Raw genomic sequence first — 20,241 nt, forward strand, 5'->3', positions numbered from 1 at the left:
GGGATGCGGGTCCAGCACCTAAGGCACCAGAAGATAGGCGAAAACCGCGTAACCGACGATCGCGGCATAGCCAAGCGGGTAGATCCACTTGATGGCGTAATTGTCCAGCTTTCGCGCGGCGTCCTCGCGCCCCGCAACTTTCATCCGGCGCAGGGCGACATTGAAGACGATCAGCGCCCCGGTCATCAGGAACATGCATTGCAGGACGAAGTCCAGAAAAGTCAGATACCCCAGCTTGGGAAGATCGGCCGAAATTGCCCAGTTAAAGGCCACGAAAACCAACAGGTTGCCGCCGGCGATCTCGATCCGCCGGCGATATTCGTCCAGAAAGAACAGCGCCCAGCCGACGGTGATCAGCACCAGCATCGGCAGAAACACCCGTATGACGTAATAGGTCAGGTGGCGGTGGCCCTCGAACACCAGCTCGACCTGATCGCTTTCGCGGCCCGAGATGCCGATCACCTTCGAGGCTTCGACCCGGGCGTTGTCCAGTATCCATTCCTCTTCGCCCAGCAGATCGCCAAGGCCCGAATGGTCTTCCAGCGGGAAATACGAGACGTATTCGGACGGAAGGATCGACACGACCTCGAAGTGAAACTCCTGCGTGTCGAACGGGTATTTCCGAAAGTTGAAATGCGGTGCCTGCAAGGTCAGCGACGACTTTTCGACATAGACGACCTGCCCGTCATAACGCAGCGAGGCCGCAGATTCGTGAATCCATTTGTTGGATTGCTGGTTGTGGATCACAAAGGCCGGCAGCACCGCCCCGATACTGGTGGCATGTTCCGCCAGGGTCGGCGGGTTGAAGACGCGGAATTCGCGCCCCGCCGCATCGCGGTCAAAGGCCAGTGCCGGATCGGTCCATTGCACCCGCAGCACGACAACCGCGCCGTAATTCTCGGCCTTCTGGTCGACACTGGTGATCTGGTCGATCTGGATACCGATACCCACTTTCAGCGGGTTCTCGGGCGTACCGGCCAGCGCATCCATCCGCCCGTCCAGCACGTTCTGGGCTGCGGCCCTGCCCAGCGGGAAAAACACCAGGCAGGCGGCCAGAACACAGAAACACAACGTACGAAACAGGATCATCTTGGACGGGTACTCTGACACGGCGGATAGCCGGGGCCGCAGGTTGCAGCCCCGCGAACACTCATTCGGACCAGCTGATCTGCGTCAGGTCAATCGCCGCCGTGGGCGCGTTTTCCCACAGGCCCTGAACGCCCGCCTTGGCGACGCCCAGCTTGGCCAGCTGGAACAGGTATCCGTTGACATAATCACTGGCGATCAGGCGCTGCGCCTCACCCATCAGGCGGGTACGTTCGTCGGGATCGGTGGTCGAGTTCAGCAGGTCTATCAGCGCCTGAAAATCGGTGCTGTCATACTGAAAATAATAATCCGGACGCGCGTAGATGCCGATATCCATCGGTTCGGTATGGCTGACGATGGTCAGGCCGAAATCCTTGCCCTTGAACACCGATTCCAGCCATTGCGCCCATTCCACGTTGATGATCTCGGCCTTGATGCCGACCTCGGCCAGTTGCGCGGCGACAATCTCGCCGCCGCGGCGCGCATAAGATGGCGGGGGCAGGTGCAGGGTGGTTTCAAACCCTTCTGCATATCCGGCATCGGCCAGCAGCCTGGCGGCCTCTTTCGGGTCATGGGCCGAATTGCCGGTCAGATCGACATAGGCCGGGTTGTGCGGCGCGAAATGGGTGCCGATCGGCGTGCCATAGCCGAACATCGCACCGTCGATGATCGCCTGACGGTCGATGGCGTGGGCCAGCGCCTGACGCACGCGGATGTCGTCAAACGGCGGCTGTTTGTTGTTGGTCGACAGGATGGTTTCCCCTTCGGTCGAGCCGACAAGCACCTGAAACCGCGGATCGGCCTCGAACTGCGGCAGGTTTTCCGGGGCCGGGAAGTTGTCAAAGACGTCCACATCCTCGGCCATCATCGCGGCAAAGGCGGCGGTCGGGTCCGAGATGAACTTGAACGTCGCTGTCTCCAGCGCCGGCTGATCGCCCCAGTAATCGGGATTGCGGCTCAGGGTGATGCTGTCGCCCTGCACCCATTCGCCAAAGGTGAATGCGCCGGTGCCGACCGGGTCGGTCTTGATTGCGTCGATGCTTTCGGGGGCGACAATCACCGCGTCCCCCCAGGCCATGTTGAACAGAAAATTGCCATTGGGTTCCGACAGGGTGACCTTGACGGTCAGCGGGTCCACGACCTCGACGCTTTCAATCCCGGCAAACAGGGCCTTCTGCGCGTTGGCGCTGTCCTCAGCCATGGCCCTGTCGAGGCTGAATTTGACGTCCTCGGCATCCATCGCGGTGCCGTCGTGAAAGGTCACGCCGTCGCGCAGCTTGAACGTATAGACGGTTCCGTCATCCGAAATCTCCCAGCTTTCGGCAAGGCCGGGCACAACCGAACCATCGCCCATGAACCGGGTCAGGCCCTCGAAGATATTGGTGTAGACCACCGAATCGATGGCCTGCGCCGCCGCGCTGGTCGGGTCCAGATGCGGCGGTTCCAGCTGCATCGCGATGGTGATGTCGGATTTGGCCGACGCCTGCGAGGCAATCAGGCTGGCACCCAGCACAAGCGCCGAGGCAAAGGACCGAAATGTCTGCTTTGTCATGTAAATCTCTCCCCACGGAAAACATGCGGCCTCGTGCGTTTGCGGGCCGTTCTGCGACCAATGTCCCTTTAAACCTTGGGTCAATCAAGGAAATGTTCGCGCAATCGGGGTTTCTATGGCTTGCTCCGATCTGCTATGCCGCGCTGCAACATGAACCCCGGAGGAGCGATCATGAGCGCCACCGCCCGCAAAAAAGCCCCGAATGCCGAGGACATCCGCGCTCGCAAAGGGGGCGAGCCCCTGGTCAGCCTAACCGCCTATACCACACCGATGGCGCGGCTGATGGATGCCCATTGCGATTTCGTTCTGGTCGGTGACAGCGTCGGCATGGTGCTGCACGGGCTGGAATCGACGCTGGGCGTGACAATGGAGATGATGATCCTGCATGGACAGGCCGTCGCACGCGGGCTGAGCAAGGCGATGATGGTCATCGACATGCCCTTTGCCAGCTATGAGCATGACCCGGCGCAGGCGTTTCGCAACGCTGCCCGCCTGATGGCGGAAACCGGGGCCGGTGCGGTCAAGCTGGAGGGCGGGGTCGAGATGGCCGACACCATCCGCTTTCTGGTCAGGCGCGGCATCCCGGTGATGGCCCATATCGGCCTGACCCCACAGTCGATCAACACGCTGGGCGGCTATAAGGTTCAGGGCCGTGACGAGCAGGCCGAAACCGTGCTGGCCGATGCCCGCGCCGTGACCGATGCGGGCGCATTTTCGGTCGTGTTAGAGAAGGTTCCGCAGGGCCTGGCCGACCGCATCACGTCCGAGGTCGCCATCCCGACCATCGGCATTGGCGCGTCGGCCGGGTGCGACGGGCAGATCCTTGTGGTGGATGACATGGTGGGCTTTTTTACCGCCTTCAAACCGAAATTCGTCAAACGCTACGCCGAACTGGGCGTGCTGGCCGAAACCGCCATTGCCGAATATGCAGCCGAGGTGCGCGCCCGGACCTTCCCGGCGGCCGAACATGTGTTTGCCGATCAGGCCCCGGCCAAAGGCCGCAAGACATGACCGCCCCGATCCTGCGCCGCCTGGCCGATCTGCGGGCGCTGACCGAAGGCTGGCGTCGCAGCGGCGAGGTGATCGGCGTTGTCCCCACGATGGGCGCGCTGCATCAGGGGCATCTGTCGCTGGTCGAAGCCGCCAAAGCCGGCGCAGACCGGGTCATCGTCACGATCTTCGTGAACCCGAAACAGTTCAACAACCCCGAGGATCTGGCCAATTACCCGCGCACCGAACACGAAGACGCGCAGAAACTGGCCCCCTTTGGCGTCGATGCGATCTATGTGCCCGAGCCCGAGGAAATCTATCCGCAGGGATTTGCCACCACCGTATCCGTCACCGGCCTGACCAACGTGATGGAGGGCGAGTTCCGCCCCGGACATTTCGATGGCGTTGCCACCGTGGTCGCCAAGCTGTTCCTGCAAACGCAGGCGGACCGGGCCTATTTCGGGGAAAAAGACTATCAGCAGCTTATGGTGGTGCGCCGGATGGCGCGGGATCTGGATATCCCGGTCGAGGTGGTCGGTTGCCCCACGGTGCGCGAAGCGTCGGGTCTGGCCATGTCCTCGCGCAATCTGCGCCTGTCGCCTGAAGGGCTGAACGTGGCGGCGCAAAAACACCGGATCATGCGCGATCTTGCCGAGGCACTGAAAACCGGTGCCGCATTCGAGCCGCTGGCCGAGCAGGCTGTCACCGACCTGCTGGCGGCGGGCTTCACACAGGTCGAGTATATCCACCTGCGCTGTGCCGAAACGCTGGAGCCGCTGACCCACGCAACACGCCCTGCGCGGCTGTTTGCGGCGGCCTGGGCGGATGGCGTGCGGCTGATTGACAATATTCCGGTCTGAACGCTCTGGCACGTGCGTCACTGTTTGCGCTAAAGTCCCGCAAAACCAACCGAGAGGGGCGCAGGCATGACCTTTATTCTTGCCATTGATCAGGGCACCACATCGTCGCGGGCCATTTTGTTCGACGCAAACATGCAGCGCGCAGGCACCGCGCAGCACGAATTCACCCAACATTTCCCGCAGGAGGGGTGGGTCGAGCACGATGCCGAGGAAATCTGGGACAGCGTGCTGAATGTCTGCCGCGAGGTTATGGACAGCACCGGCGTCACCTCCGACCAGATCGCGGGCATCGGCATCACCAACCAGCGCGAGACCACCGTGGTCTGGGACCGCGCCTCCGGCAAGCCCATCCATAACGCCATCGTCTGGCAGGACCGCCGCACCGCCGAGATTTGCGCGCGCTACAAACAGGCCGGCTGCGAGGATGATGTGACCGCCCAGACCGGTCTGCTGCTGGACCCTTATTTCTCGGGCACCAAGGTCAAGTGGCTGCTGGATACGGTCCCGGGTGCGCGCGAGCGGGCCGAGGCCGGAGAGCTGATGTTTGGCACCATCGACAGTTTCCTGATCTGGCGACTGACCGACGGGCGCAGCCACGCCACCGACGCCACCAACGCCGCACGCACCCTGCTGTTCGACATTCACAAGGGCGAATGGAGCAGTGAAATCTGCGATCTGCTGGATGTGCCCATGTCCATGCTGCCAAAGGTGCATGATTGCGCGTCGGATTTCGGAGAAACGACCCTGTTGGGCGGAAGCATTCCTATTTTGGGCGTTGCGGGCGATCAGCAGGCCGCCACGATCGGGCAGGCCTGTTTCCACCCCGGCATGATGAAATCAACCTATGGCACGGGATGTTTCGCGCTGCTGAACACCGGCGACAAACCGGTCGAGTCGCAAAACCGTCTGCTGACCACCATCGCTTATCAGTTGGACGGTAAGCGCACCTATGCGCTGGAAGGGTCAATCTTTGTGGCCGGGGCCGCCGTGCAATGGCTGCGCGATGCGCTTCAGATCATCGATTCGGCCCCCGAAAGCGGTGAACTGGCGCAACAGGCGGACCCGAACCAGCATGTGGTGCTGGTGCCCGCCTTTACCGGCCTTGGCGCGCCGTATTGGAAACCCGATTGCCGGGGCGCGGTGTTTGGCCTGACGCGCAATTCCGGCCGCGCCGAATTTGCCCGCGCCACGCTGGAAAGCATTGCCTATCAGACCCGCGACCTGTGGCACGCCATGCAGGGCGACTGGGGCGCGGATACCGAGGTGACGCTGCGCGTCGATGGCGGCGCCAGCGCCTCCGACTGGGCGATGCAGGGCCTGTCGGATTATCTGGGCGCGCCGGTTGACCGCCCGGTGATGCAGGAAACCACCGCGCTTGGCGCAGCCTGGCTGGCGGGGATGCGTGCGGGCGTTTACCCGGATCAGCAGGGATTCTCGGAAACCTGGGCGCTGGACCGCAGGTTTGAACCCGAACTGTCCGAAGAAGAACGCGATGCCGCCTATGACCGCTGGCAACGCGCGGTGTCCGCGGCCATGGCCTTCTGAAATCTGTGAAGGATCAGCTGTGATCCTTCATCAGCCGCTGTTTCTGGCGTGACCAGTCCCGCTTGGCCTGAGTCTCACGCTTGTCGTGCAGCTTCTTACCCTTGGCGATGCCGATCTTGAGCTTCGCCCGGCCCTTGTGGTTGAAATACAAAACCAGCGGCACCAGCGTCATACCCTTGCGCTGGGTCGCGTTCCACAAGTTCGACAGTTCTTTACGCGATACCAGCAGCTTGCGGCGGCGGCGTTCTTCGTGCTTGAACACCTTGGCCTGTTCATAGGGCGCAATGTAGCTGTTGATCAGCCACAGCTCTCCGTCATCGACCGAGGCATAGCTTTCGGCAATGTTCGACCCGCCCGCGCGTAGGGATTTCACCTCGGACCCTTCTAGCACGATGCCGCACTCGATATCCTCTTCGATTGCATAATCGAAGCGGGCCCGCCGGTTTTCGGCGATGACTTTGTAATTCGGGTCTGTCTTCTGCTTTTGCTTGGCCATGACGCGTTGATTTAGGCGGCTTGGGCGGGCCTTGCAAGCCGTAGCGCTCAGGTCGTCGCTGATATGATCAGGTCAGGGCCAAAAATCGTGTCGGCGTGATTGTGCAGGTAGATCTTCAGCCACGGCGTGAACCGCTGCGGGTGACGCTGCACTTCGGCTAGCAGATCGTGGTAATCGATCCAGCGGATATCCATCACTTCATCCGGGTTAGGTTCGATTTTCAGCGGTCCGCGGACATGGGCAAGGAAGATATCAACCACTTCGTGTTCGATCATGTTGTTGCCGACATCGGCGTGATATTCCAGCCGGTGGCGATATTCGGGGTAAAGCCCGGTGATTCCCAGTTCCTCGCGCAGACGGCGCACGGCACATTCCGAGGGCGTCTCGCCCCAGTCGGGATGGGTACAGCAGGTATTCGCCCACAGGCCCGGCGTGTGGTATTTGCCCATCGCCCGGCGTTGCAGCAGGATCTCGGTTCCGCGGACCACGAAAACCGACACCGCCTTGTGCTTCAGGCCCTTCTCATGCGCCTCAAGCTTGTCTACGGGGGTCAATTCGCCATCAACCCAGGCCGGGATCATGATTCCCATCTGTCGTCTCCTGCTGCCGATCCGCCCAAAAGGCCGGACGTTGGATCTTGGCTGCGGCCGGATCGGCTTGGCTTTGCGAAACCATGCGAGCAAAGCATGATGAACCGCGCATCCCCAACGTGGCGCTGATCGATTCGGTTATCAATCGCACGAAAGGCCGCAGGGGCTGCGGCCTTTTCGTCATTTTTCAGAAGGTCGGGATCAGGCGTTATTCGCCGGATACGCTGACAATATAGGCATAGACGTCTTCGGCGCCCGATTTCAGTTTGAAGGTCATTTTCGACTTGGCCGAGGTTTCGCCCAGATAGTCCTTCAGAAACGCCTTCGGGTCCTGTGCGTATTCGACGAAGGTGGCTTCGTCCCAGACCAGACCGTTTTCGCCGGCGGCGACGATGCTGTCGCCGTATTTGAAACCTTCAACGGTGCCGGCGGTGCGGCCTGCGATGCCGTAAAGGTTCGGGCCGGTCTTGCCGCCTTTGACAATCACTTCGCCCGCAGGGTCGGCGATCAGGTGGCAGGATTTGCATTTGTTAAAGGCCTTTTTACCAGCTTCTGCGTCGCCTTCGGCGAAGGCTGGCATGGCCAGAAGGCCCATAACTGCGGTAGCGAGGATGCGATTCATGGCTTTTGCTCCGATAGGAATTGGCTGCCCCGAATGGACATTCGGCACAGAAAAGAGTCAACGCGCAGATTGCCGCGCGAGGATACTGTCGCACTGCGGCATATGTGCCGTCCTTAACTTTTGTCATGTACGGCGGACCAGCATGGCAAAAGGTCTCCCTCGGCCGGGGTTGCCAGGTACACCGCCCGCGCGATGGCCCGCGCCAGACACAGCGCGGCGGCGTGCCCGATCATCCCCAGTTCGGTTTCCGCAGCCAGCGGGCGCACGCCGGTACTGATACCGAACACAAGGTCACCGTCGAACGGCGCATGCGAGGGCAGAATGGCCCGGGCAATACCGTCATGCGCCGCCACCGCAAGGCGCTGGCATTGCGGTTTCGTCAGCGCCGCGTCGGTCGCCACGATGGCGATGGTGGTATTGGCATTGTCCGGCGTGGCGGGAAACATGACCTGCGCCTTGCGGCTAAAGACGTGGCGCCCCAGTGCTGCGTTGGGATCAGGGCCCAACCCGCCGAATTCGCCGTCAACTTCGAACGGCGCCGCCCAGAAATGGCGGTCGCTGGAGGTCGTGACGCTGCCCACTGGGCTGGCCGCGACAAGCGCGCCGACCGTGACACCACTGTCCAGCACAAACGACGCCGAACCCAGCCCGCCCTTGTGCATGGCCGCCAAAGCTCCGGTGCCGGCCCCCGCCGTGCCCAGCGCAAAAACGTCCGAGGCGCTTTCGAAAGCCGCGCGCCCCAAAGCCCGATAGGGGTTTTCGCGCCAGGTTTTGTCGCCGCCATTCAACAGGTCGAACAGGATCGCGCCCGGCACAATCGGCACAACGGCATTTCCAACCGGAAATCCACGGCCCTGCGACCGCAGCGCATCCGATACGCCGGAACATGCGTCCAGCCCAAAGGCCGACCCCCCCGACAGCACCAGCGCATCGACATGCGTGACCGATTTGTCCGGGGCCAGCAGGTCGGTCTCGCGCGTACCCGGCGCGCCGCCCATCACATGAACCGAAGCCGTGAACGGGCGTTGTCCGGTCAGAACGGTCGTGCCCGATTTCAGCGCCGCATCCTGCGCATTGCCGACTGTCAGCCCCGCGACATCGGTAACCAGGTTTCTGGGTCCGGGTTTCATAGGTTGTCCTCAGATACAGCGGCCGCCATCGACCTCAAGCGCGGTGCCGGTGATCATGCTGGCCTCGTCGGAACACAGGAAACAGGCGGCATTGGCCATATCGCCTGGCGTGGAAAAGCGGCCCAGCGGAATGGTGGACAGGAATTTCGCGCGAATCTCGGGCGTGTCCTCGCCCATGAAGGATTTCAGAAGGGGGGTTTCGCCCGCCACCGGACAGATCGCGTTCACCCGCACGCCGGAGGGCGCAAGTTCCACCGCCATCGTTTTGGTCGCGGTGATCATCCAGCCCTTGGAGGCGTTGTACCAGTTCAGGTTCGGGCGCGGCGACAGACCGGCGGTCGAGGCGACATTCAGAATCGCCCCCGCCCCCCGCGCCTTCATCGCAGGCACTAAAGCCCGCGCTGTCAAATAGACAGATTTCATGTTCACGTTGAAGACCCGGTCGAAATCCTCTTCGGTCACCTCTTCCAGCGGCATCGGCAGGTGCGTGATACCGGCATTGTTGACCAGAATGTCCAGATGCCCGAACCGCTCCTGCATTATGTCGGCCATGGCGTTGACCGAGGCCGCATCTGCCACGTCAACCATCTGAGCAATCGCATTCGGCCCAAGCTGCCTGGCCTGCACCTCGGCGGCATCGCCGTTGACATCGGCAATCATCACGCGGGCACCTTCGGACAGGAATTTCTGCGCGATCCCGGCCCCGAAGCCGGACGCGCCGCCGGTGACAATTGCGGTTTTTCCCTCTAACCTCATGACCTTGCTCTCCCTTGCGTTGTCAGACTAGCAAGGCGCAGCGAAACTACCAGATCAATCTTCGGACACATTGCCCCGCAACGCCTTGACGCCGGACCGCGCCTTTTTCGCCGCCAGACGGCGCTTGACTGATCCATAGGTGGGTTTGGTGGCGACGCGCCGCTTGGGTTTCACAAGGGCGCGGGTGATCAGTTCCGCCAGCCGGGCGCGCGCGATCTCGCGGTTGCGGGCCTGAGACCGGGTTTCTTCGCACTGAATGATGATCGCCCCATCCTTGGTCCAGCGCCGCCCGGCCAGTCGCTTCAGCCGCGCCTTGACGGGATCGGGTAAAGATGGCGAGCGCGCGGCTTCGAACCGCAATTCGACAGCGGTCGAAACCTTGTTCACATTCTGCCCGCCGGGACCCGACGAACGAACAAAGCTTTCGGTCAGTTCCCAGTCCTGCAGGCTGATATCGTCGGTGATGCGCAGCATGGGACGGACCTTACAGGCCGCATGGGAAAACAAAAAGGGCCGCCCCGGCAGGGCGGCCCTTCGAAAGTTCAGGAGGTCGGGTCGGTTAGATCAGTCGACCAGCCAGGGCGAATGCCCGGCCAAGGGCTGCCTCAGCAGGTTTTCCCCCTGGTTGTTCCGACACCTCTCTCCAATCTCTTTCTCGACACTGGATCACCTCCTTTTCTATCTGTTGCGGTTGAGATTGAGCGTGACACAAGTTGTGCCAATCTCAAAGCACTTTTTTACGCTGGCTGCGCGGTCAGTCGCGCAACGATCACCTTGAACGGGATCAGCGCGATCAGCGCCAGCGACAGTTTCACCAACCAGTCGGCAAAAGCCAGCGTCACCCACAACGGGGCCATCGGGCCGGACAGCATGAAGGGCACGGGCTCCCACGCCCAGTTGATCGCCGCGTCGGCATTGGCGCCGAAAATGGTGACCGAGGCCGAGAAGGCGATGGTGAAGAACAGTGCGGTATCCAGCGCCGAACCGACCAGTGTGGACACCAGCGGCGCGCGCCACCAGCGGCCACCGCGCATCGCGTTGAACACGGTGACATCGGTCAGCTGCGCGATCAGGAAGGCGGTGCCCGACGCGACGGCGATCCGCAGCGGCACGGCGGCATAGGTGAACCCGTCGCCCTGCAGCATGATCTGGCTGCCGATCAGCGAGCAGATGATGCCGGTGACAAACCCGGCGAACACGACCTTACGGGCGGTCGCCACGCCATAGACGCGGTTCATGATGTCGGTGACCAGAAAGGCCAGCGGATAGGTAAAGGCACCCCAGGTCAGCAGCCCGTCAAAGATCAGGAACTGAACCAGGATGTTCGAGGCCACGACAATGGCGGCCATGGCAATGATGCCGGGAATATAAGAGCGTTGCATTTTCAGATGCCCGTTTTGACAAGGTAGCGGCGACTTGGCCAAGGGACCGTCCCAAGGCAAGCCGTGCGTTTAGACCTTTGATCCAGCCCTGTCAATCGGGCAGCAGATATTCGACCAGCTCGGTCCGCTGCAGGGCAAGGAAGTTGTCATCCGAGATCATCGTGGCCCGCAAACGCCCCAGATCGTCCCGCCAAACGGAAAGCCCTTCGAGGTTGTCATGCGTGCCGGTGCCGGTTTCCATCAGGGTTTCTTCGGCAACGGGCCCGTCCCCGTCGATCTGCCACCGCCGCAGGCGCGACCGGAAGCCGGTCAGCGAGACAGCCCGCTCCAGCAGATAAAGCCGCCCGTCCGGACCGAAATCCGCGGCGACTGGCAGGAACTTGCCGCGCGCGGGCAGAACAAAAGGCGTGGACCAAACTTGACCGTTCCAGCGATAGACGGGGATGTCACCCTGCGCGGTCCGGTTCTTTTCGGTCAGCGTGTAAAGCCGCCCCCGGCCGTCGATCGCCAGCGCTTCGAATGACCCGTTCCCGTCCAGATCGTCAAACACTTCGGGACGGGGCAAAACGCGCGCGTGGTCACCAGGCGCGCCATAATAGGCAACGCGGTGCACCCCTTCGAACGAGACATAGACCCCGCCGTCCGGCGCAATGGCAATTCCTTCGGAATCGCCGACATGGCCCGGCAGATTGCGCCCCGTGCTGGACAAAAGCGGCCACTGACCAAGAACCCGAAGGCCGGATATCTTGTCGCCATCCCGGGCGATACGCACGGACACCATCGTTGACCGGTCGCTTAGCGCGATCATCTGATGCCCGTTTTCCGAGATGTGCAGAGCGGAAAATCCGCCAAACCACGCGGCCTTGTGCCGCCAGACGTAGCTGTCGATAAGGGTGGCCGTCCTGACCTCGACCGCCCAAACCGATCCGGCCAGCACCAGCGCCGCGGTCAGTTGGATTGCAAGACGGCCGAGCATTGCTGAGGCAGATCCGCCAGCACATATTCACGCCGCTTTTTGGGCGGTGGTGCATTGGGGTCCGGCGGCGGCGGGTTCAGGATATTGCGCACCCATTGCTGCGCCTCGGCGCAGCCGTCGCCCTTGGGCGGCGGGTTTTGATTGACGCAGCCGCGCGATCCGCGCGGGCAGGCCAGCCGGACGTGAAAATGGTAATGGTGCCCCCACCACGGCCTGATCTTACGCAGATAGGCGCGGTTGCCTTTCTCATCGTTGCACATCTGCACCTTGGCGCCGGGAAAGACGAATATCCGTGCCACGCGCTTGTCTTTCGCCGCCTCGCGCAGCACCGCGTGGTGCTGTTTGGTCCAGTTGCCGTTGACATAGGCCCCGTTGGCGCGGCGCAGGGAAATCGACGAGACGTTTTCGCGTGCCTTGCGGCTCAGCCGCATGTTGCCGCCCGGCAGCATCCAGATGTCGATGTCCAGACCCAGCTGGTGCGAGCGGTGCCCGGATGTCATCGGCCCGCCCCGCGGCTGGCTGATATCTCCGATATAAAGCCCATTCCACCCCGGCTGTTTCGCCGCGAACTTGCTCAGGTCCTGCACATAGTCGATCGCTTGTGGATGCCCCCAGTTGCGGTTGCGCGACAGGCGCATTGCCTGCCAGGTCGGCCCCGTCTCGGACAGTTGCACCGACCCGGCGGCACAGCCGCGCGAATAACTGCCGAAGGCGGCCGGTTTTTGCTGTGAACTTTGCTTTTGAGCGCCGAACAATTGCTTGGCCAGGGGGGCCGCTCCCGCCGTGCCTGCCCATGTAATCGCGGCGATTATTGCCAAAAAACGTAGTAAAATCATCTGCTCTGATCCCCTTCCGGTTTAACCCAGCGCATTAGGAACAGACCCAGAATAAACAACAGAATGATCGGTGACACCCCCAGACGCGCACTGCCTGTGGCGGTTGTGGCAATCCCGATCAGCAAGGGCGCGGCAAAGGCGGTGGCACGGCCCGACAGACCATAAAGACCAAAGCTTTCAACCGGGGCTTTCGGATCCGTGTGGCGTACCATCAGCGAGCGGCTGGCCGATTGCAGGATGCCGCCCATGCCGCCAATCAGGACGCCGCAGCCGAAGAACACGATATCCGGCAGGCCGGACCCCTCGGGCAGCGCAATCCCGTAGATCTGCGTCCTGTCCATCGACACGACCGTGATACAGACGAAGATCAGCACCCAGATCGCCACCAGAATGACCGGTTTTGGGCCATATTTGCGATCCATCTTGCCGCCGATCCAGGCGAAAATGGCCGAAGCCAGCACGCTGACGATGCCGAACACGCCGATCTTGATCAGGCCCCATTCCAGCACCAGCCGCGCATAGACGCCGCCAAAGCTGTAAAGCCCGTTCAACGCGTCGCGATAGAACATCGACGAGCCCAGATAGCTGGCCAGGCTGCCCCGGTGCCGCAGGTCGGATATGGATTTGCCCAGCAGCCGCAGCGCCTGACCCAGACTGCCATGCTTGCCGCTGTCCGGGTCGTCGCGGACCCACAGGAAATACGGCACCATAAACAGCACGAACCAAATGGCGGTAAATGGCCCGACGAACCGTGTCCCTTCTTGCTGGGCGGCGTCCAGACCGAAGACCGGTGCCATCCCAATCAGTGTCTTGCCGTTGGGCTGCTCTACGAACAGCGCCAGCATGATCGCCAGCGAGATCAGCCCGCCGAAATAGCCAAAGGCAAAGCCCGAGCCCGAAATCTCACCCACTTCTTCATCGTCGCCCAGATCCGGCAATTGCGAGTTGATGAAGATCAGCGCGTATTCCGCGCCCACGAAGCCCAGCCCGAAGGCCGACAGCATCAGCCACATGTTCGACCCGTCCGGCATCGTGTACCACAGCGCCGCCGACCCCGCCGCATACATTACCGAAAAGCCGAAGATCCAGGGAATGCGCCGCCCCGAGACATCCGCCATCGCCCCAAGCAGCGGTGCGCCAAAGGCGATGATCAGCCCGGTGATGGTCAGGCAGTTGGCCCAGACCGTCTGTGCCCGGGCAGCAGCGGCCTGCGCGTCCAGCCCGGTGCCCGAGAAATACCCCGCCGCAACCCCGGCGAAATAGGGACCAAAGACAAAGGTGACCAGCAAAGTGTGATACGGCTGGCTGGCCCAGTCGAAAAACCACCAGCCCCAGATGCGCTTGCGCTTGGATATTTCTGCCATGCCTGCCCCTGTTATCGTTGCCATCATAAGACGGGGCTTTGGACCGTTTCGCAAGCGTTCTGTTGGCGCGGGCTTGCTCTTTGCCGCCACGGCGCTTAGGTCTCAGCAGATGCAATACCCGGAGGCCCCATGCTGTCGCTGATCCAAATTCTGCTGCTGATCCTGGACATTGTCTGGTTCATCATCCTGGCCCATGTGATCATGAGCTGGCTGATCAACTTTCAGGTGCTCAACCTGCACCAACAGCTTGTCGCGCAAATCTGGTACGGCCTCAATCGCCTGTTAGAGCCTATCTACGCTCCGATCCGCCGTATCCTGCCGAATATGGGCGGGCTGGATCTGACGCCGCTTGTGGTGCTGATCGGGGTCTATGCTCTGCGGATCATCCTGATCAACAATGCGGTCTATTTCGTCTGACCTCTTGTTCACCGAATCTTAGTATGTGATTGTCCTGTCTTAAGAGCAGATAAACCTTAAAACAGGGCAACCCCGCACATGTTCGACGCCGCACCACTGCTGCGAGATGTCTTTGGATTCGACGATTTCCGCCCCGGTCAGGAAGAGATTGTCGATGCCGTGACCGCAGGCGAGAACGTGCTGGCCATCATGCCCACCGGCGGCGGTAAATCCCTGTGTTTTCAGCTGCCTGCCTTGTTGCGCGACGGGGTGACGGTGGTGATCTCACCCCTGATCGCCCTGATGCGCGATCAGGTGCGCGGGCTGCAAGAGGCGGGCGTTGAGGCCGGAGCCCTGACATCCGGCAATACGCCCGAGGAAACCGACGCCGTGTGGGGGGCGTTGGAGGCCGGGCGGCTGAAACTGCTCTACATGGCGCCCGAACGTCTGGCCGCCGGATCGGCGCTGGGGATGCTACGGCGCATCAATGTCAGCCTGATCGCGGTGGATGAGGCGCACTGCGTCAGCCAATGGGGCCACGATTTCCGCCCCGACTATCTGCGGATCGGAGAGTTGCGGCGCGCGTTGGGCGTGCCTCTGGCGGCGTTCACCGCCACGGCGGACGCGGAAACGCAGGACGAAATCGTTCAAAAACTGTTCGACGGCACCGCGCCACGCAAGTTCCTGCGCGGCTTCGACCGGCCCAATATCCATCTGGCCTTTGCCGCCAAGGACGGGCCGCGCAAGCAGATCCTCGACTTTGCCGCCGCCCGCAAGGGCCAGTCCGGCATTGTCTATTGCGGCACCCGCAACAAGACCGAAGTGCTGGCCAAAGCCTTGCGCGATGAGGGCCACACTTCCTGCCATTACCACGGCGGGATGGAGGCCGAGGACCGTCGCATTGTCGAAACCCGCTTTGCCCGCGAGGATGGGTTGATCGTGGTCGCCACCGTGGCCTTTGGCATGGGCATCGACAAACCCGATATCCGCTGGGTCGCCCATGCAGACCTGCCCAAATCCATCGAGGCTTATTATCAGGAAATCGGCCGCGCCGGACGGGATGGCGGGCCTGCCGAGACCCTGACCCTGTTTGGCCCCGACGACATTCGCCTGCGCCGCTCGCAGATCGACGAGGGGCTCGCCCCGCCCGAGCGCCGCATGGCCGATCACGCGCGCCTGAACGCTCTGCTGGGGCTGGCCGAAGCGCTGGAATGCCGCCGCCAGAGCTTGCTGGGCTATTTTGGCGAACGGATCGAACCCTGTGGCAAATGCGACCTGTGTGATACTCCGCCTGAGGTGTTCGACGGCACCACCCCGGTTCGCATGGCGCTGTCTGCAATTCTGCGCACCGAGGAGTGGTTCGGCGCCGGTCACCTGATCGACATCCTGCTGGGCAACGAAACCGACAAGACCCGCGCCCGCCGCCACGACACCCTGTCCACCTGGGGTATCGGCAAGGACTGGTCGCGCCCGCAATGGCAGGCGATTTTCCGGCAGATGATGGGTCACGATCTGGTCCGCCCAGACCCCGAGCGCCATGGCGCGTTGCGTATGACCGAGGCCGCCAAACCCATCCTGAAAGGCGCGGCGCAGATCAACCTGCGCAAGGACACGATCCGAAAAGCAACCCGCCGGCCCGCCGTCAAAATGATGGTGTCGGAAGAGGACGCGCCCTTGCTGTCCGCGCTGAAGGCCAAACGCCGGGCGCTGGCCGAGGCCGCGCGCGTGCCGGCTTATGTCATCTTCCCCGACCGGACCCTGATCGAGATGGCCGAAACCCGCCCTGCATCGCTGGACGACATGGCCCGGATCAGCGGGGTTGGCGCGAAAAAGCTTGAGCGTTACGGGGCCACCTTCCTTGAAGTTCTGACCGGCGCGGTCGAGGAACTGCACCCGGCCCGGCGCAAACTGGCCGGGCGCGATCAGGGCGGCATCTACGACCGCCTGCTGGAAGTTCAGACACAGCTGTCGCGCGGTCCTGACGGGATCGACAAACCGCTGACCTGTTCCGCCGCGCAACTGGCCCGGGTCGCGCAACTGCGCAGCGACGACCCAAGCGCGTTGGCTCAGGTTCTGGGCGACCGGCGTCACGAAAGGTTTGGGCCCGCCTTTCTGGACGTGCTGCGGCAGGCGGGCTAGATACCCAACAACAGGCAAGGAACGAGGGCGGATATGCTGGTAGTCATTTCCCCGGCCAAGCGGCTGGACTGGGCAGAACGGGACATCGAGGTCACGCAGCCCGACTTTCAGGACGACGCGATCCGTCTGTCGAAGACCGCCCGTAACCTGACTTTGGGCGATCTGAAAAAGCTGATGGATCTGAGCGACGATCTGGCCCGCCTGAACCGCGACCGGTACCGCGCTTTTTCCGATTGCCCTGCGGATGATGCCACCCGCCCTGCCGCGCTGGCCTTTGCCGGCGACACCTATCAGGGTCTTGAGGCCACCTCGCTGGATGCAGACGAGTTGGCCTGGGCGCAGGACCACCTGCGCATTCTGTCCGGCCTTTATGGTGTGCTGCGCCCACTGGACGCGATTCAGGCTTATCGGCTTGAGATGGGTAGCAAGCTGAAAACCCGGCGCGGCAGGAACCTGTATGAATATTGGCGCGATCAGCTGAGCAAAGCCCTGAACGGGCAGGCGGCAGAGGTCGGCTCAGAGGTTCTGGTGAATTGCGCCAGTCAGGAATATTTTGGCGCGGTAGAACCCAGGGCACTGAAACTGCGGGTGATCACGCCGGTCTTCATGGAGGAAAAGGGCGACTCTCCAAAAGTTGTCAGTTTCTTCGCTAAAAAAGCACGCGGTGCCATGGCGCGCTATGTGATCCAGCACCGGCTGACCGATCCCAGGGGTTTGCTGGATTTCGACGCTGGCGGCTACGCCTACCGCCCAGACCTGTCGGAAGAAGATAAACCCGTTTTCACACGCCCCTATCAGGCCTGATCCAGCATCGACGGGTCATAAGCGACCAGTTCGACCGTGTTTCCCTCGGGGTCTTCGGTGAAGATGCCGCGCCACCCAATCCAGCCGAACTGTTCGACGCGATAGGGCTGGCCGATTGTGTCGTACCAGCGCATCACGGCCTCTTGTTCCTCAAACGGCAGGGATAGTGCGATGTGATGCAGTGATGACCCTGCCCCGGTCGCGGGCCCGTTGTCACCCGTCGGATGCAGCCCCGGGCGCGGGGCGGCGGTATGATGAAACAGCGCCAGCACCTGCGTGTGCCCGCCGAAGCCCTCGGCAATGCGAAAAAAGGTGATGGCGCTGTTGTGATCACCGGTCAGGCGCTCCAGCCCGATCACGTTCTCGTAAAATGCCACCATCGCGCCCATATCGGCGCACCGAATGGCAATCTCGCCCAGGGCACGAGGGTGAAATCCACGGTTTGACATGCGGCCAGCCTAGTCAGCCTGCCCATCTTCGGCAATGGCGGGCGCGGTCCCCTTGGGTTGGTAGTCCCGGATCATCTGGAGAATCTTCTGTTTCTGCAACGGCTTGGTCAGGTAATGATCCAACCCCGCCGACAGAATGCCCTGATCGTCCCCGGCCATGGCATGGGCGGTCAGGGCCACAATGGGCACATGACGCCCGGTTTCAATTTCGCGCCGCCGGATTTCCGCCGTCGCCTGTTTGCCGTCCATCCTGGGCATCGAAATATCCATGAAGATCAGGTCCGGGTCAAAGTCCCGATGCGCCTCAACCGCCTCGATCCCGTTACCGGCAAAGCGCAGCTCGATGCGCAGGTCCTTGACCATCTTTTTCAGAATCAGCTGATTTGTCCGGTTATCCTCGGCGGCCAGAACCCGCATCAACCGCTGATCGCCAACCGCCTGTTTTGACGCGGAACCCGGACAGCCTGGCGGGATCGCCGCGCCCTGTTCGCCCGGCACCGGGCCAAGCGTTGTCAGCCGCGCATAGAGTTCGGCACGCGGTATGGGTTTCTGCAACACCCCTTCGATCAAGTGGCGGGCCGGGTTGGCGTGGATGACGCCCGGATTGGCAGACATCACCACCACGGGCAGATCGCCCCAGCCGCGGTCTTTCAGCGTTGTCGCCAGTTCCAGCCCATCCATATCCGGCAGGTCGTGATCGCACAGCAGCAGATCAACACTGTCATCCACTGCGGCCAATGCCTCACCCCCGGTTTTGCAAACCGTCACCCGCGACCCCAGCCGCCCCAGCTGTTTTGCAAGGATGGCGCGGTTGACCGCCAGATCCTCGACCACGATTACATGGGTCAGACGCCCGGCCAGATCGGGTGGCGTGGGTTGCGGGCCTTCCGCAGTCGGCAAGGTGACGCGAAAGCCAAAGCAGGACCCCTGCCCCGGCTCGCTTTCAACCCAGACCGTTCCGCCCATCAGCGTGATCAGCCGCTTGGTGATGGCCAGACCCAGCCCGGTTCCTTCGAACTGGCGGTTGCGTTCGTCTTCGACCTGATTGAACTCGCCAAAGATATGCCCGACCTTGTCCGCTTCGATTCCAATGCCGGTATCTTCGATCGCGACATGGATGTCGCAGGTATTGGTATCCGAGTCCGGCACCCCGGTCACACGGATCAGGACGTGGCCCTGGGACGTGAATTTGACCGCGTTGCCGACCAGATTGGTCAGCACCTGCCGGACGCGACCGGGATCGCCCACAAACAGCGTCGGCAGGAACAGGTCATAATCGACCAGCAGCGACAGCCCCTTGTCCCGCACGCTGGGCTGCAGCAGCATTGCCACTTCAAGGATACAGCGCTCAAAATCGAACTGTTCGGGGTGAAGGATCAGCTTGTCGGCCTCAATCTTCGAATAATCCAGCACGTCGTTGATGATCACCAGAAGCGCTTCGCCGGAATTGCGGATCGTGTTGAGATACAGCCGCTGTTCCTCATCCAGCGGCGTTTCCGACAGCAATTCGGTCATCCCGACGATTCCGTTCATCGGAGTTCTGATTTCATGGCTCATATTGGCCAGAAAGGCCGATTTCGCGCGGTTGGCGGCCTCGGCGCGTTCGCGGGCGGCCTTCAACTCGGCCTCATGACGGACCGAGGCAGTGATGTTCAGACCCAGGCTGACCACATCGCCGCCATTGCCGCGCTGATCGATCATCTTGAAATACTGACCGTTCCAAAGTTTGATCACGACCGGATCGGGGTGCGGCTCGGCCCACCGCGCCAGCATTCTGGCCTGCCAGTCGGCGGCGGGTTCGTCGCCGATATCAACCAGCCCCTCGGTGGTCAGAACCTCCAGTATCTGCGCATAGGGGATGCCCGGCGCCACTTCGTCCAGCCCGTCAAACAGGCTGAAGTAAGAGGCATTGGCCCCGATCAGGCGGCTTTCCCCGTCGAAAAACGCGAACCCGTCCTGAATGGTCTGGATCGAGTGCCACAGGCGTCGCTCGGCCACCTCGATCTTGGCATTGGCCACCGTCAGATCGGATTTCACCTTTTCATTCTCATCCCGGACGGTTTCCACTTCGGCCTGGGTTTCCCCGATCCGCCGGGTCAGGGCCATGGCATGCAGGCCCAGCTTGCGGTTCGCGGCCGACAACTCGGCCTGTTTCATGTCCAGCAGCCGCTCGGCCGCCAGTCGCGCGCGCCGTTCCTGTGCCAGTTTTCCTGCAAGACTCATAGTCGGTGATCCCGGGCCAATCCGTGCCCAGCATCCGGGCAGAGC

At 62.0% G+C, this 20,241-nt stretch carries 20 protein-coding genes; 6 read left to right on the forward strand and 14 right to left on the reverse strand.

All coding sequences use genetic code 11. The features are described 5' to 3' along the window. Nucleotides 1–18: 18 nt before the first annotated feature. On the reverse strand, nt 19–1,110 hold the full coding sequence (locus ACR0D8_RS13820) for a ligand-gated ion channel (RefSeq protein WP_480647301.1): 1,092 nt from the start codon (nt 1,108–1,110) through the stop codon (nt 19–21). A 40-nt stretch (nt 1,111–1,150) separates the two neighbouring features. Then, complete coding sequence (locus ACR0D8_RS13825) at nt 1,151–2,638, reverse strand: ABC transporter substrate-binding protein (RefSeq protein WP_480647303.1); 1,488 nt, start codon at nt 2,636–2,638, stop codon at nt 1,151–1,153. A gap of 171 nt (nt 2,639–2,809) precedes the next feature. On the opposite strand from ACR0D8_RS13825, the gene panB reads away from it, so the two are divergent. The 3 genes from panB to glpK all read left to right on the forward strand — a co-directional run bounded on the left by panB (nt 2,810) and on the right by glpK (nt 6,033). Beyond that, nucleotides 2,810–3,649, forward strand: coding sequence for a 3-methyl-2-oxobutanoate hydroxymethyltransferase (panB, locus tag ACR0D8_RS13830; RefSeq protein WP_480647305.1), 840 nt, complete (start codon nt 2,810–2,812; stop codon nt 3,647–3,649). Beyond that, nucleotides 3,646–4,488, forward strand: a complete 843-nt coding sequence (gene panC, locus ACR0D8_RS13835) for a pantoate--beta-alanine ligase (RefSeq protein ID WP_480647307.1) — start codon at nt 3,646–3,648, stop codon at nt 4,486–4,488. Before panB ends, panC begins: the two co-directional genes overlap by 4 nt. Before the next feature lie 66 nt (nt 4,489–4,554). Then, entirely contained in the window at nt 4,555–6,033 is a 1,479-nt protein-coding gene (glpK, locus tag ACR0D8_RS13840; protein ID WP_480647309.1) for a glycerol kinase GlpK, read from the forward strand. A gap of 13 nt (nt 6,034–6,046) precedes the next feature. On the opposite strand, the gene smpB is transcribed toward glpK, so the two are convergent. From smpB to ACR0D8_RS13890, 10 genes are all read right to left on the reverse strand, one after another. Continuing rightward, on the reverse strand, nt 6,047–6,529 hold the full coding sequence (gene smpB / locus ACR0D8_RS13845) for an SsrA-binding protein SmpB (protein WP_170382128.1): 483 nt from the start codon (nt 6,527–6,529) through the stop codon (nt 6,047–6,049). Between the two features lie 47 nt (nt 6,530–6,576). Further along, complete coding sequence (idi, locus tag ACR0D8_RS13850) at nt 6,577–7,119, reverse strand: isopentenyl-diphosphate Delta-isomerase (protein ID WP_480647311.1); 543 nt, start codon at nt 7,117–7,119, stop codon at nt 6,577–6,579. Nucleotides 7,120–7,327: 208 nt separating this feature from the next. Beyond that, nucleotides 7,328–7,741, reverse strand: coding sequence for a c-type cytochrome (locus tag ACR0D8_RS13855; RefSeq protein WP_475156697.1), 414 nt, complete (start codon nt 7,739–7,741; stop codon nt 7,328–7,330). A gap of 113 nt (nt 7,742–7,854) precedes the next feature. Next, nucleotides 7,855–8,871 (reverse strand): P1 family peptidase, encoded by a 1,017-nt coding sequence (locus ACR0D8_RS13860; protein ID WP_480647313.1) that lies wholly within the window; start codon nt 8,869–8,871, stop codon nt 7,855–7,857. A gap of 9 nt (nt 8,872–8,880) precedes the next feature. Continuing rightward, nucleotides 8,881–9,627 carry an SDR family oxidoreductase gene (locus tag ACR0D8_RS13865; protein ID WP_480647315.1) on the reverse strand — a complete coding sequence of 249 codons (747 nt, stop codon included), beginning with the start codon at nt 9,625–9,627 and terminating at the stop codon, nt 8,881–8,883. Nucleotides 9,628–9,681: 54 nt separating this feature from the next. Next, on the reverse strand, nt 9,682–10,101 hold the full coding sequence (arfB, locus tag ACR0D8_RS13870; protein ID WP_480647317.1) for an alternative ribosome rescue aminoacyl-tRNA hydrolase ArfB: 420 nt from the start codon (nt 10,099–10,101) through the stop codon (nt 9,682–9,684). Nucleotides 10,102–10,364: 263 nt separating this feature from the next. Beyond that, entirely contained in the window at nt 10,365–11,009 is a 645-nt protein-coding gene (locus ACR0D8_RS13875) for a queuosine precursor transporter (protein WP_480647319.1), read from the reverse strand. A gap of 91 nt (nt 11,010–11,100) precedes the next feature. After that, the gene (locus ACR0D8_RS13880; protein ID WP_480647321.1) at nt 11,101–11,985 is read right to left on the reverse strand and encodes an esterase-like activity of phytase family protein; all 885 of its coding nucleotides are present in this window, start codon (nt 11,983–11,985) and stop codon (nt 11,101–11,103) included. Then, nucleotides 11,958–12,821: a penicillin-insensitive murein endopeptidase gene (gene mepA, locus ACR0D8_RS13885; RefSeq protein ID WP_480647323.1), complete on the reverse strand. Its 864-nt coding sequence runs from the start codon at nt 12,819–12,821 to the stop codon at nt 11,958–11,960. Before mepA ends, ACR0D8_RS13880 begins: the two co-directional genes overlap by 28 nt. Continuing rightward, a complete protein-coding gene (locus ACR0D8_RS13890; RefSeq protein ID WP_480647325.1) occupies nt 12,818–14,185 on the reverse strand; it encodes an MFS transporter in 1,368 nt (455 codons plus the stop codon). The genes mepA and ACR0D8_RS13890 overlap by 4 nt, the downstream gene beginning before the upstream one ends. 129 nt (nt 14,186–14,314) lie before the next feature. Here ACR0D8_RS13890 and ACR0D8_RS13895 point away from each other — a divergent pair, with 129 nt between their 5' ends. The 3 genes from ACR0D8_RS13895 (at nt 14,315) to yaaA (ending at nt 17,524) form a co-directional block, all read left to right on the forward strand. Next, nucleotides 14,315–14,602: a YggT family protein gene (locus ACR0D8_RS13895; protein ID WP_475156675.1), complete on the forward strand. Its 288-nt coding sequence runs from the start codon at nt 14,315–14,317 to the stop codon at nt 14,600–14,602. Between the two features lie 78 nt (nt 14,603–14,680). Then, nucleotides 14,681–16,720 carry a DNA helicase RecQ gene (gene recQ / locus ACR0D8_RS13900; RefSeq protein WP_480647327.1) on the forward strand — a complete coding sequence of 680 codons (2,040 nt, stop codon included), beginning with the start codon at nt 14,681–14,683 and terminating at the stop codon, nt 16,718–16,720. A gap of 33 nt (nt 16,721–16,753) precedes the next feature. Beyond that, the gene (gene yaaA / locus ACR0D8_RS13905; RefSeq protein WP_480647328.1) at nt 16,754–17,524 is read left to right on the forward strand and encodes a peroxide stress protein YaaA; all 771 of its coding nucleotides are present in this window, start codon (nt 16,754–16,756) and stop codon (nt 17,522–17,524) included. Here yaaA and ACR0D8_RS13910 read toward each other — a convergent pair. Together ACR0D8_RS13910 and ACR0D8_RS13915 are read right to left on the reverse strand one after the other, a co-directional pair. After that, nucleotides 17,515–17,973: a VOC family protein gene (locus ACR0D8_RS13910; RefSeq protein ID WP_480647330.1), complete on the reverse strand. Its 459-nt coding sequence runs from the start codon at nt 17,971–17,973 to the stop codon at nt 17,515–17,517. The genes yaaA and ACR0D8_RS13910 overlap by 10 nt on opposite strands. 9 nt (nt 17,974–17,982) lie before the next feature. Beyond that, a complete protein-coding gene (locus ACR0D8_RS13915; RefSeq protein ID WP_480647332.1) occupies nt 17,983–20,196 on the reverse strand; it encodes a response regulator in 2,214 nt (737 codons plus the stop codon). Nucleotides 20,197–20,241: the final 45 nt, after the last annotated feature.

This window comes from Ruegeria sp. BG10, from assembly GCF_056538575.1.

Bases quoted from the DNA above. Each gene is read 5' to 3' on its own strand.
- ACR0D8_RS13875 (WP_480647319.1), bottom strand. From the start codon at position 11,009: ATGCAACGCTCTTATATTCCCGGCATCATTGCCATGGCCGCCATTGTC.
- ACR0D8_RS13895 (WP_475156675.1), top strand. From the start codon at position 14,315: ATGCTGTCGCTGATCCAAATTCTGCTGCTGATCCTGGACATTGTCTGG.
- ACR0D8_RS13865 (WP_480647315.1), bottom strand. From the start codon at position 9,627: ATGAGGTTAGAGGGAAAAACCGCAATTGTCACCGGCGGCGCGTCCGGC.
- ACR0D8_RS13890 (WP_480647325.1), bottom strand. From the start codon at position 14,185: ATGGCAGAAATATCCAAGCGCAAGCGCATCTGGGGCTGGTGGTTTTTC.
- ACR0D8_RS13915 (WP_480647332.1), bottom strand. From the start codon at position 20,196: ATGAGTCTTGCAGGAAAACTGGCACAGGAACGGCGCGCGCGACTGGCG.
- ACR0D8_RS13860 (WP_480647313.1), bottom strand. From the start codon at position 8,871: ATGAAACCCGGACCCAGAAACCTGGTTACCGATGTCGCGGGGCTGACA.
- panB (WP_480647305.1), top strand. From the start codon at position 2,810: ATGAGCGCCACCGCCCGCAAAAAAGCCCCGAATGCCGAGGACATCCGC.
- glpK (WP_480647309.1), top strand. From the start codon at position 4,555: ATGACCTTTATTCTTGCCATTGATCAGGGCACCACATCGTCGCGGGCC.
- idi (WP_480647311.1), bottom strand. From the start codon at position 7,119: ATGGGAATCATGATCCCGGCCTGGGTTGATGGCGAATTGACCCCCGTA.
- arfB (WP_480647317.1), bottom strand. From the start codon at position 10,101: ATGCTGCGCATCACCGACGATATCAGCCTGCAGGACTGGGAACTGACC.
- ACR0D8_RS13910 (WP_480647330.1), bottom strand. From the start codon at position 17,973: ATGTCAAACCGTGGATTTCACCCTCGTGCCCTGGGCGAGATTGCCATT.
- smpB (WP_170382128.1), bottom strand. From the start codon at position 6,529: ATGGCCAAGCAAAAGCAGAAGACAGACCCGAATTACAAAGTCATCGCC.
- ACR0D8_RS13825 (WP_480647303.1), bottom strand. From the start codon at position 2,638: ATGACAAAGCAGACATTTCGGTCCTTTGCCTCGGCGCTTGTGCTGGGT.
- yaaA (WP_480647328.1), top strand. From the start codon at position 16,754: ATGCTGGTAGTCATTTCCCCGGCCAAGCGGCTGGACTGGGCAGAACGG.
- mepA (WP_480647323.1), bottom strand. From the start codon at position 12,821: ATGATTTTACTACGTTTTTTGGCAATAATCGCCGCGATTACATGGGCA.
- recQ (WP_480647327.1), top strand. From the start codon at position 14,681: ATGTTCGACGCCGCACCACTGCTGCGAGATGTCTTTGGATTCGACGAT.
- ACR0D8_RS13855 (WP_475156697.1), bottom strand. From the start codon at position 7,741: ATGAATCGCATCCTCGCTACCGCAGTTATGGGCCTTCTGGCCATGCCA.
- panC (WP_480647307.1), top strand. From the start codon at position 3,646: ATGACCGCCCCGATCCTGCGCCGCCTGGCCGATCTGCGGGCGCTGACC.
- ACR0D8_RS13880 (WP_480647321.1), bottom strand. From the start codon at position 11,985: ATGCTCGGCCGTCTTGCAATCCAACTGACCGCGGCGCTGGTGCTGGCC.